Raw genomic sequence first — 10,775 nt, 5'->3', positions numbered from 1 at the left:
TGCCCGGCGGGGGCGTGGCGGGGGGGGCGGGGGGGGGGGCGGGGTGGCCCCCGGCGCGGGGGCGGGGGGGGGGGGGGGGGGGGGGGGGGGGGCGCCCCCCCCCCCCGGGACGGGACGGGAAGGGGCGGCGGGGGCGACAACCTCAAGCAGCCACCCCCACCCACGCGCACCCACCCACCCCACAGCCACCCCCGCCTCACCCTTCCCCGGCCGGCCGCGAGGCCACCGCCGCATCCGCAGCTCGCCGCGCCAGCAACGTCGTGGACCGCCCGTCCAGGTACGGCAGTACCACCGCCTGCCCGCCCCACCCCCGCAACACCTCCGCCTCCGGCAGATCCTGCACCGAGTAGTCCCCGCCCTTCACCCACACATCCGGCCGCAACCGCCCCAGCACCGCCTCAGGCGTGTCCTCCTCGAACACCACCACCGCGTCCACACTCCCCAGCGCCGCCAGCACCCTCTCCCGGTCCGCCGCGGGATTGAGCGGCCGGCCCGGCCCCTTGCGCCGGGTGACGGAGGCGTCGGAGTTGAGACACACGATCAGACAGTCGCCGATCCGCCGCGCGCTCTCCAGCAGCCCGACATGACCGGCGTGCACCAGGTCGAAGCAGCCACCCGTGGCGACCACCGTCCCGCCGCGCGCCCGCACACTCTCCGCCAGCTCGAACGCGTCGGCCGCCGGATGACGCCCGGGGCCGGGAACGGCAGCCGCCCGCCACAGATCCGGGTTCCCCGACCCGCCCGCCGCCACGAACGCGGCGGCCGCGGCGACCGCCCGTTGCAGTGCCTCCTCCGGAAGCAGCCCGTCGGCCAGCGCGGCGACGGTCGTAGCGGCGAAGCAGTCACCCGCTCCGCACGGATCCCCGTCCGACCGGAACGGCGCCGGAATCAGCATCGGCGTCCCCCCGCCCGGCCGGGTGAGCAGCACCCCCCGGTCGCCGAGCGTCACGGCGACGCCCGCCACCCGCCAGCGCTCCGCCAGTTCCGCACCGCGTGCGGCGAACGCACCCAGCGACGACCCCGACACCTCGGACACCCCTGACACCCCTGACACCCCTGACGCACCGGCGCACAGCGCGACCGCCTCGGCCGCGTTGGGTGTGACGATGCGCGCCCCCGGCACCGGCGGGTCGCCCTTGGGGTGCGGATCCCACACCAGGGGCGTACGTCGGGCCACCTCCTCGAGATGCGGGCGCACCGCCCCCGCGGTGTGCCGCCCGTAGTCGGCGACGAGCACGGCGTGGGCGCCCGCGAGGGCCGCGCGCACCGCGTCGTCCGGCTCGCCCGGCGTCCCGCCGCCCCGGTCGATGCGCACCACGGGCCGACCGCCCGCCAGCACCCTCGTCTTCACCGGCAGCGTGCCGTGCAGCGGCAGCTCCAGCAGCCGTACCCGGCCGTCGAGGTCCCGGCGGACCGCCTCGCTGGCCGGATCGTCGCCGAGGGCGGTGATCAGGACCACGTCCCGGCCGTCCCGCGCGGCGAGCGCCGCGGCCAGCCCCGCCCCGCCCGGGTGCCGGCGGTCACCGGTGACATCGACGACCGGTGCGGTGGCGTCCGGGGCCAGCCGTGTCGCGACCCCCTCGATGTCCTCGTCCAGCAGCACGTCCCCCACGACGACGACGGGCTCGGGTCCGGTCATGGCGTCCTCCCGGGGACGGCCGCCGCGGGCGCCAGGGGCGCGGACACGGCGGCGTCGAAAGACTCGCAGAGCAGGTGCACGGCGACCAGATGCGCCTCCTGCACGGTCGCGGTGCTGCCCGCCTCCACGCACAGTGCCTCGTGGGCGGCCTCCACCAGCGGGTTGGGGCCGGGACCGGTGAGCGCCCAGACGCACAGCCCGGCCCGCCGGGCCGCGCCCGCCGCCGCGATCAGATTGGCGCTCCGCCCTGACGTGGACAGCAGCATCAGGACGTCGCCGGGACGTCCGTGGGCGGTCACCTGGCGGGCGTACACGTGGTCGAATCCGTAGTCGTTGCCGATGGCCGTGACACTGGAGGTCTCGGCGTGCAGGGCGAGCGCCGAATAGGCGCGCCGCTCCAGCCGGTACCGTCCGACCAGTTCGGCCGTCAGATGCTGGGCCTGGGCGGCACTGCCGCCGTTTCCGGCGGCGAGCAGGCGTCCGCCGTCGGTGAGGACGGCGGCGAGCCGGCCGCCCCAGTCGGCGATCCGGGGCAGGCCGTGCCGGCGGAGTCCGTCGAGGGCTTCCTGGAGCGACCGGCAGTGCAGATGCGCGGCGTCGAGCGCGGAGTGTTCCGTCATGGCTGTGGGGCGCACCGCCTCGGTGAGCACGGCGGGTCCCGCACCTCCTTCCCACATCGGACGTCGGCGCTCACCACGGCCGGCCCGTCAGCCGGCTGACGGTCGTGGCGGGCTCCGCGTCGAGGACCTCGCAGTACGTGGCCTCGGTGGCCGCGGCGATCCGCGGCCAGCCGTAGCGGCTGAGCACCCGACGGCGGCCCGCGACCGCGCAGGCCTCCCGGGCCGCCGGATCGGCGAGCAGCGCGGCCACGGCCCGGGCCAGCGCCTCCGGGTCGCCGGGCGGCACCAGCCGGCCCGTGCCCGGATCCGCGATGGTGTCGAGCTGACCGCCGACCGCGCTGGCCACCACGGGACGCCCGCAGGCCATGGCCTCCAGGGGGACGATCCCGAACGGCTCGTAGTCGGCGGGACACAGCACCACATCGGCGGAGCGCAGCAGCGCCGGCACCCGGGACGGGTCCACCCCGCCGGTGAAGCGGACCCGGTCGGCGACCCCGGCGTCCCGCGCGACAGCGCGCAGCCGGCGCACCTCCGGATCGTCGTCGATGCGGTGCCGAGGCGGCCCGCCGACCACGACGAGCTCGGTCCCCGGGAGCCGCGCCAGCGCCGCCACCGAGACGGCGGCGCCCTTGCGCGGCACCAGCCGGCCGAGCTGCATCAGCCGGTACCGGAACGGCCCGCGCGGCGCGACCGGTCCCACCGGGGTGAACCGGTCGGTGTCCACACCGCACGGCACGACACCGATCCGGTCGGTCGGCACCCCCATCCGGACCAACTCGGCGACCTCGTCCCGGCAGGTGGCGACGACACGGTCGCAGCCCAGTCCGACCTCGATCTCGCAGCCGATCCGCTCCGGCGGGCTGGTGTCGGCGGGCCCCTGGTGCCGCCGCTTGACCGTGCCCAGCGCGTGATACGTGTGCAGCAGCGGCAACCCGAGCTCCCGGGCGGCCCGCAGCGAGGCGATACCCGACATCCAGAAGTGCGAGTGCACCAGGTCCGGGGTGCGGGTGCGCCACACCCGGGCCAGGTGCTGCCCGAACTCCTCCATGTACGGCAGCAGCCGGTCCTTGGGGAGCGATTCCGGCGGACCCGCCGGCACATGATGCACCTCGACGCCCTCGCGCAGCGCCACCCGGTGGGGCAGCCCGGGCGCGTCGCGGCGGGTGTGGACGGTGACGCGGTGACCGCGGTCGGCGAGCGCCTCGGCCAGGGCGGCCACATGGACGTTCTGCCCGCCGGCGTCCACCTCGCCGAGCGTGGCGAGGGGGCTGGCGTGCTCGGAGACCAGCGCGATGGAGAGCACGCCCGGGGCGAGGCTCTCGTCGCCGAACCGGCCGGTGCGGAGGGGACCGACGGTCGGAGTCATGAGCGCACCTCCGTGATGAGACGTTCCCAGTCGTCCAGGAACCGCTTGAGCCCGTACCGTTCGAGGGCGGCCTGGCGGGCCCGCGTCCCGTCCGCGGCGGCCGCCGCGGGATCCGCTAGATAGCGGCGGGCGGCCCGGGCGAGGACGTCGGGCCGGTTGGACACGGTGCCCGCACCGTCCGGCACCGCCTCCACCGCCTCGGTGGTGGCCAGCGCCAGGACCGGCATGCCCAGGTGCATCGCCTCCAGCAGGGACAGCCCCAGAGAGGTCCAGCGCATCGGGTGCAGATACATCCGGCGGTCGGCCATCGCCGCGTGCAGCTCGCGCTGCTGCAGGTCGGCCGTGCGGCAGCGGTCCGGCGGCAGCCCCGGACGGCCGGCCAGACCGTCGGTGCCCATGCCGAACACATCGAGCGGCACGGTCCTGGCGAGCGCGGGCAGCAGATCCGTACCGGTGTACCGGCCGCGCCGCAGCGGCTCGTTGACGACGACGGCGGCCCGCTCCAACCGGCCCGTGTACCGGTGGCCGGGGTCGACGACGCCGTGCTCGATCACGTCCGTGCGGGTGGTGCCGCAGTCCCAGAACAGCCGGTTGAAGTGGGTGACGTGCACGATCGTCAGATCGTCGCGGTCGGCGAACGGATGCCGGGTGTTCGGCACTTCACCGTCCGGGGCGTTGTGCTCCAGATACACGGCCGGCACGTCCCGTCCCGGGCGGCGGCCGAGCCACCGTTCGGCGAGCTCGAGTTCGTGCGGCCGCTGCAGGACGACCAGGTCGAACGGGGTCTCCCGCAGCTCCGCCGGTGCGGCCTCGCGCACCGACGCGGGCCAGGGGAAGGTCCGGGCCCGGCCGAGACCGTCGGGGCCACGGCCGGGGGTGACGGGGACGACGTAGGTGTGAGGGCCCTGGACGAACGCCGTCGTCCAGGAACCGTGTACGTGCCACAGCAGGATGTTCATACGGCGGCTCCTCGGTCCGTCTGCTCCCCCCGCTCCGGCGGCGGGCGGTTCATGACGGCAGCCGTTCCTCGACCCAGGGCGGGTGACCGGGCGCGGGGGCCCCGGCCCGCTGGGGGCGAGCCCGTGCCGTGCCGTGCGGGAAGTGCCCGCGAAGCCAGTGGAAGGCCGCGACGGGCGGGATGACCGCGCTGGTGAGGGCCATGGTGGCGATCTCGTCCGGGGTGCGCGGTCCCGGGAGGATCCGGGCGAGCGCGAATTCGGTGGTCCCCGCCAGCCATCCGCCGAGGCAGGCCGCGGCGGCCCGCGGCCGGCCGGTCAGCGCGCAGACCGCGGCCGCCAGACCCGCCGCGGTCACTGCCAGATGCCCGGGCAGGCGCCCCCTGCGCGCCTCGGCCCGCTGCCACCAGCCGTGCCCGTGCAGCCGGGACATCAGCACGTCGTCGGCGTTGCCCGCCTGGAGCCGCACGGAGGCCCAGCGTCCGGCCGGCCGTACCGGATGGGTGGTGGTGCGGCGGCCCTCGGCCAGCGTCCAGCCGGCGTCGAGCATCCGTAGCGCCAGGTCGGCGTCCTCCCGGAAGGCCCTGCGGAACCGCTCGTCGAAACCGCCGGCGGCCTCCAGCGCCCGACGGCGGTACACCATGTCGGCGGTGATCCAGCGGGCGCCGGCGAGACCGGCGATGTTGCGCTCCCAGTCGGTGGGCCGGCGGTCGGCCGGGAGCGGCACGTCGATCCGCGCCGCGATCCCGGCGATCGCGACACTCGCCCCGGCCAGGTCGAGGGCGAGGTCGTCGGCCCAGGTGGGGCCGGGGACCACGTCGTCGTCGAGGAACACGATCCATGGGACGTCCCCGGCGGCCCGCCATCCGGTGTTGCGGGCGGCGGCCGGTCCCCGTGCTCCGCCGGGCACCACGAGGGTGCGCGAGCGCAGCGACGGCGGAACGGCGGCGGTCAGCGGCGCCCCGGCGGGGTCCGGACGGTCGTCGACCACCACGACCCGGGACGGGCCGGGCCCGTCCGCCTCGGCCAACGCCCGCAGGCACCGGGCCAGGGACGGCCGGCCGAGCGTCGGCACCACCACGGCGTACTCCCCGCTCGGAGCGGCGGGCCCGGTCATCGCGGGGCCTCGCCCTCGGCGGAGCGGAAGAGATCGCCGCGCCGGATCGCGTACGGGCCGATGGCCAGCAGGTCGATCGGGGAGGAGCCGAAGCACTCCAGGGCGTCGCGCGGGTCGTCCACCATGGGCCGGCCCGCCGTGTTGAGGCTGGTGTTGACCACCACCGGCAGTCCGGTGAGCCGCTCGAACTGGGCGAGCATCCGCGCCACCAGGGGTTCGCGCGCCTCGTCGACGGTCTGGATGCGGGCGGTGCCGTCGACGTGCACCACGGCGGGGATGCGGTCCTGCCAGGCGGGGTCCACGTCGTGCACGAACAGCATGTACGGGCTGGGCAGCGGGCCGTCGAAGATCTCGGCGGCCCGGTCGGCGAGCACCATCGGCGCGACGGGCCGGAACTGCTCGCGCCCCTTGACGTCGTTGAGCCGCTCCAGATTGCCCGCGTGCCCGGGATGCGCCAGCAGCGAGCGGTGTCCGAGCGCCCGGGGGCCGTATTCGCTGCGCCCCTGGAACCAGGCGACGATGCCGTTGCCGGCCAGCGTCCGGGCGACGGTGGCGGCGATGTCGGCCGGCCGTTCGAAGGGTACGGCGGCCGTCTTCAGCCACGCCCCCAGTTCCGCGTCGGTCCAGTCCCGGCCGAGGTCGGCGCCGGTCATGGGCTCCGGCTCGTCACCGGCCCCGGCGGAGAGCAGCAGGGCGCCGCCCAGCGCGGTCCCCGCGTCCCCGGCCGCCGGCTGCACCCAGACGCGGGAGAACGGTCCCTCGCGGGCGATACGGGAGTTGGCGACGCAGTTCAGGGCGACGCCCCCGGCGAGGGTGAGCACGGAGTCGTGGGTGCGGCCGTGCAGCCAGCGCACCAGGTCCAGCAGTGTCTCCTCCAGCACGGCCTGCGCACTGGCGGCGACATCGGCGTGGGCCCGGCCCCAGGGTTCGCCGGCGCCGCGCGGCGCGCACAGTTCGTGCCAGGGCACTCCCTTGGCATGGAAGCCGCCGTCACCGGTGGGATACACGTACCGGCGCAGCTCGGGCAGCATGCGCGGCGAGCCGTGGGAGGCGAGGGCCATCACCTTGAACTCGTCGGAGGAGCGCAGGAAGCCGAGGTGCTCGGTGAGTTCCTCGTAGACCAGACCGAGCGAGTGCGGGAGTTCCTGCGCGCGCAGGGATGCGAGCCGGCCGCCGACGCGGCGGGCGGCGAGGTGCGAGGCGCGTTCGCCGCGGCCGTCCAGCACGAGGACGGAACAGTCCCCGGCGTCGGGCGCGGCGAAGGCACCGGAGGCGGCGTGCGCCATGTGATGCGGTACGAAGCGGACGGCCGCGGGGTCCAGACCCGGCAGCGCGGTCCGCAGGAAGCCGGGCGCCTCCCGCGCGTAGGTGAGCCGCAGGTGGTCCCACGGGTCGTCCAGGCCCATCGTGTCGGCGGGCCGGGCGAGCGCGGGGTCGAAGGAGTAGGCGACCGCGTCGAGGTCCTGGGGGCGCAGCCCGGCGCGCTTCAGACACCAGGCCGCCGCCTGCTCGGGCAGCTCCCAGGCGGAGAACGGCAGGGGGCGCTTGCCGTGCTTGCGCCGGGAGAACCTCTCCTCCTCGGCGGCGGCGACGGTCCGCCCGTCGATCACCAGGGCGGCGGCGGGGTCGTGCAAGAGGGCGTTGATTCCGAGGATGCGCATGGCGGGCGGCCTTTCGCGGTTCGGAGACGGCCCGGGACGGCCGGTTCTGCGGCAGGTCCCGGCCTGGAACAGCCGTGCTCAGTGGCCGGCTTCGGTGCGGAACCAGGCGATCGTGCGGCGCAGCCCGTCCTCGGTGTCCACCCGGGGCTCCCAGCCGAGCTTGTCGCGGGCCAGCGTGATGTCGGGGCAGCGCACGGCCGGGTCGTCCACCGGACGTTCGATGTAGCGGATCTCGGACGTGGAATCGGCGAGCCGGACGATCGTGCGGGCGAGGTCCAGCATGGTGATCTCACCGGGGTTGCCGATGTTGACGGGCCCGCGCATGCCGTGGGCGGCCGCCGCGAGGATGCCGGCCACCGTGTCGTCGACGTAGCACAGCGAGCGGGTCTGGCGGCCGTCACCGGTTACGGTGAGGGGTTCGCCGGCCAGCGCCTGCCGGACGAAGGTCGGCACGGCGCGGCCGTCATGGCCCCGCATCCGCGGGCCGTAGGTGTTGAACAGCCGCACGATGCAGGTGTCGGTGCCGTGGGCGTCCGCGTGGGCGGTGGTCAGCGCCTCGCCGAAGCGCTTGGCCTCGTCGTAGACGCTGCGCGGGCCGACCGGGTTGACGTTGCCCCAGTAGCGCTCGTCCTGCGGGTTCTGCCGCGGGTCTCCGTAGACCTCCGAGGTGGAGGCCAGCACGAAGCGGGCCTCCGCGTCCTGGGCGAGCAGCAGTGCGTTGCGGGTGCCGAGGCTGCCGGTCTCCATGGTGTGCAGCGGCAGCCGCAGGTAGTCCGCGGGGGAGGCGGGGGAGGCGAAGTGCAGCACGAGGTCGGGCCGCCGGTCGACCGGCAGCGCCTCGGCCACGTTCGCCCGGACGAGTGTGAATCCGGGCCGTTCCAGCAGTTGCGTGACGTTCTCCGGACGGCCGGTGCTGAAGTCGTCCACGCAGGTGACGGCGGCGCCCGCGTCCAGCAGGGCGGCGCACAGATGGGAGCCGACGAATCCGGCGCCGCCGGTGACGACGACGTGTTCCCAGCTCCGGGATGTGGCGGTGGTCATGTCGCTCAGCCCTCCGTCGTCAGGCGTCGGTGTCCGGGCCGACACGGTGCGTCGGGCACCCGCACCGAGGCCGTCGGTCCCTCGATCAGCCTGAGCCGCCACCCCCGCCATGGCACGGTCGTTTACTGCAATCCGGTGAATCACGGAGCGTGAGCGCGACGCGGCGGGCCGCCGTTCGAGCAGGTCGGAGAGCCGGCGGGCGGGGCCTGACGCCCGCGCCCGGGAGTCCGTCGCGCGGGCGTCAGGCCACGAGCTTGGTGTCCGGGTCGAGGCGGCTGACGAGGGATGCGTGGTGGAGACCGGCGACCGGGGAGAGGAGATCGGGGTGGCGGAGGAGGGCCGTGGCACGGCGGTCGATGTCGTCGGGGTCGAGGAGCCGGCGGAACTCGCCCGCCGCGTCCCCGTCGAGGGCGCTCACCGCGAGGGAAGCCAGTGCCGGGTCGGCGAGCAGACAGGCCGCCCAGCTGGCCACAACCTCGTCGACCCAGGTGCGCCAGGCGTGCGTTTCGGTGTCCTCGTCCGTGTCCGCGCCGGTGACCCAGTCGAGCCGCGCCGAACCGCCCGGGCCCGCCAGGGCGACCAGCGCGGCGTCCATCGCCGTGGGGTACCGGAGCCGGGCCGCGACCGTCACCGCCTGCCGCGCCTGTGCCTCGCACAGCGCGGCGGCCAGCGCCCCGCCGGGCGCGGGAAAGGAACGCGTCAGCCACTGCGCGGTCGCCGCGATGACCGGGGAGAGATCTGTCTGCACTGCCGGGCCGTCCGAATACCGTCGGAGTCAGGGGACCGCACGGAACCCTAGCCCCCGGCCCGCCCCGCCCGGCGTGACCCATGCCTCGTTCACCGCGTGGCCTCGGCCACACCCGTACGGGCGCCCCGCCCGCTCCCGGAGTGTCCGGGGCCGCCGGTCGGGCACCCGGCGGCCATGGACGTACTCAGCGGCCCCCTCGTCGACCGGACCCTGTTCCTGCTGGCCGAGGGCTACGCCTGGCTGCCCAACCGGATGCGCCGCGCCGCCGGCCCCGTGGTCCGTACCCGGATCCTGGGCCGCCCGGCGCTCGCCCTGCGCGGGCCGCAAGCGGTGCGCTTCTTCTACGACGAGCGCAACGTGCACCGCCACGGAGCCATCCCCGAACCCGTGCTGGCGACCCTGTTCGGCCACGAGGGCGTGCACACCCTCGACGGCGCCGCCCACCGGGCCCGCAAGTCGCTGTTCCTGCCGCTGCTCGAGCCCGGCCGGGTGGCGAGCCTCGTCGACCAGGTCACCGCCGCCTGGGACGAGGCCGTACCGGAATGGGCCCGGCGCGGTTCCATCGTGCTGTTCGACGAGGCGAGCACGGTGCTCGCCACCGGGGTCCACCGGTGGGCCGGCATACCGCTGGGCGACGACGGGGCCGCGGCGGCGGCCCGCGACATGATCGCGATGGTCGACGGCTTCGCCACCACCGGACCGCGTCATCTGCGCGCCCGGCGGGCCCGCGCACGGCAGGAGCGGCGGCTGGGCCGCCTCGTGCGGGACGTGCGCTCCGGCGAGGTCACCGCCGAGGCGGACTCGGTGCTGGACCTCGTGTGCCGGCACCGCGACGCGGACGGCGAGCCGCTGGACGACAAGACCGCCGCGGTGGAACTGCTCAACGTGGTCCGCCCGACGACCGCCGTCGCCTGGTTCGTGGCCTTCACGGCACACGCCCTCCACCGGTGGCCGGAGCACCGCGAGGCCCTGGCCGGCGGGGACCCCCGGTACGCCGCCGCGTTCGCGCACGAGGTGCGCCGCTTCTACCCGTTCGCGCCCTTCCTCGGCGGCCTGGCCGCGCGCGACCTGAAGGGCGGGGCGAGTGGGTGCCGGCCGGGGGACTGGTGGTACTGGACGTGTACGGGCAGAACCACGACGAGGCGCTGTGGGGCGATCCGTACGCCTTCCGTCCGCAGCGCTTCCTCGAACGGCCCGTGGACCGCGACGAACTGATCCCACAGGGCGGTGGCGACCCGGCCGCGGGTCACCGCTGCCCCGGCGAGGGCATCACCGTCGGCGTGCTGGAGGCGCTCGCGACACGACTTGCCCGAATGGAGTACACGGTGCCGGAGCAGAATCTGACGATCCCGCTGAACCGGGTCCCGACTCGTCCGCGCAGCGGGGTGGTGCTTGCGGGGGTACGGCAAGGCCGCCCCGTCCCCGTGCGGCCGTAACGGCGCGGCCTCCGGACTGCCCCGTCTCCCGGCCTACTTCTACACCCGGGGCCCGCCCGCCCGGCACACCAACCCCTACGGCAGCGACCGCGCGACGGCAACACGGCGCCGGCGGGGGGTGGGTTGGGGGCGGCGGGGCCAGGAATACCCAACGCGGGGACAAGAAAATAAGAAAAAACAATTTTAAAGAA

Annotated in this window: 8 protein-coding genes and 1 pseudogene; 1 reads left to right on the top strand and 8 read right to left on the bottom strand. The window is 75.5% G+C overall.

The window, feature by feature from the left end:
* Positions 1-196: 196 nt before the first annotated feature.
* From AB0L56_RS31330 to AB0L56_RS31295, 8 genes are all read right to left on the bottom strand, one after another.
* Positions 197-1,639 carry a PfkB family carbohydrate kinase gene (locus AB0L56_RS31330; RefSeq protein WP_365429484.1) on the bottom strand — a complete coding sequence of 481 codons (1,443 nt, stop codon included), beginning with the start codon at positions 1,637-1,639 and terminating at the stop codon, positions 197-199.
* Positions 1,636-2,259, bottom strand: coding sequence for an SIS domain-containing protein (locus AB0L56_RS31325; protein WP_365429481.1), 624 nt, complete (start codon positions 2,257-2,259; stop codon positions 1,636-1,638). The genes AB0L56_RS31330 and AB0L56_RS31325 overlap by 4 nt, the downstream gene beginning before the upstream one ends.
* Positions 2,260-2,329: 70 nt before the next feature.
* Complete coding sequence (locus tag AB0L56_RS31320; protein ID WP_365429478.1) at positions 2,330-3,625, bottom strand: glycosyltransferase; 1,296 nt, start codon at positions 3,623-3,625, stop codon at positions 2,330-2,332.
* Positions 3,622-4,584, bottom strand: coding sequence for a glycosyltransferase (locus tag AB0L56_RS31315; protein ID WP_361037474.1), 963 nt, complete (start codon positions 4,582-4,584; stop codon positions 3,622-3,624). Before AB0L56_RS31315 ends, AB0L56_RS31320 begins: the two co-directional genes overlap by 4 nt.
* Before the next feature lie 49 nt (positions 4,585-4,633).
* Positions 4,634-5,698, bottom strand: coding sequence for a glycosyltransferase (locus AB0L56_RS31310; protein WP_365429475.1), 1,065 nt, complete (start codon positions 5,696-5,698; stop codon positions 4,634-4,636).
* Positions 5,695-7,359 (bottom strand): carbamoyltransferase C-terminal domain-containing protein, encoded by a 1,665-nt coding sequence (locus AB0L56_RS31305; protein WP_365429472.1) that lies wholly within the window; start codon positions 7,357-7,359, stop codon positions 5,695-5,697. Before AB0L56_RS31305 ends, AB0L56_RS31310 begins: the two co-directional genes overlap by 4 nt.
* Positions 7,360-7,437: 78 nt before the next feature.
* A complete protein-coding gene (locus AB0L56_RS31300) occupies positions 7,438-8,400 on the bottom strand; it encodes an NAD-dependent epimerase/dehydratase family protein (RefSeq protein WP_361037468.1) in 963 nt (320 codons plus the stop codon).
* A 241-nt stretch (positions 8,401-8,641) separates the two neighbouring features.
* Positions 8,642-9,148: a hypothetical protein gene (locus tag AB0L56_RS31295; protein ID WP_365429469.1), complete on the bottom strand. Its 507-nt coding sequence runs from the start codon at positions 9,146-9,148 to the stop codon at positions 8,642-8,644.
* A 174-nt stretch (positions 9,149-9,322) separates the two neighbouring features.
* On the opposite strand from AB0L56_RS31295, the pseudogene AB0L56_RS31290 reads away from it, so the two are divergent.
* Positions 9,323-10,584: pseudogene (locus tag AB0L56_RS31290) on the top strand (cytochrome P450).
* Positions 10,585-10,775 lie beyond the last annotated feature (191 nt).

Origin of the sequence: Streptomyces sp. NPDC052079, from assembly GCF_040680275.1 — a bacterium.
Lineage (GTDB): Bacteria > Actinomycetota > Actinomycetes > Streptomycetales > Streptomycetaceae > Streptomyces.
This window is presented reverse-complemented; position numbering and strand designations above follow the sequence as displayed.

Excerpts from the sequence above, each read along its gene's own strand:
- AB0L56_RS31320 (WP_365429478.1), bottom strand. The coding sequence starts at position 3,625 with ATGACTCCGACCGTCGGTCCCCTCCGCACCGGCCGGTTCGGCGACGAG.
- AB0L56_RS31310 (WP_365429475.1), bottom strand. The coding sequence starts at position 5,698 with ATGACCGGGCCCGCCGCTCCGAGCGGGGAGTACGCCGTGGTGGTGCCG.
- AB0L56_RS31300 (WP_361037468.1), bottom strand. The coding sequence starts at position 8,400 with ATGACCACCGCCACATCCCGGAGCTGGGAACACGTCGTCGTCACCGGC.
- AB0L56_RS31330 (WP_365429484.1), bottom strand. The coding sequence starts at position 1,639 with ATGACCGGACCCGAGCCCGTCGTCGTCGTGGGGGACGTGCTGCTGGAC.
- AB0L56_RS31315 (WP_361037474.1), bottom strand. The coding sequence starts at position 4,584 with ATGAACATCCTGCTGTGGCACGTACACGGTTCCTGGACGACGGCGTTC.
- AB0L56_RS31325 (WP_365429481.1), bottom strand. The coding sequence starts at position 2,259 with ATGACGGAACACTCCGCGCTCGACGCCGCGCATCTGCACTGCCGGTCG.
- AB0L56_RS31305 (WP_365429472.1), bottom strand. The coding sequence starts at position 7,359 with ATGCGCATCCTCGGAATCAACGCCCTCTTGCACGACCCCGCCGCCGCC.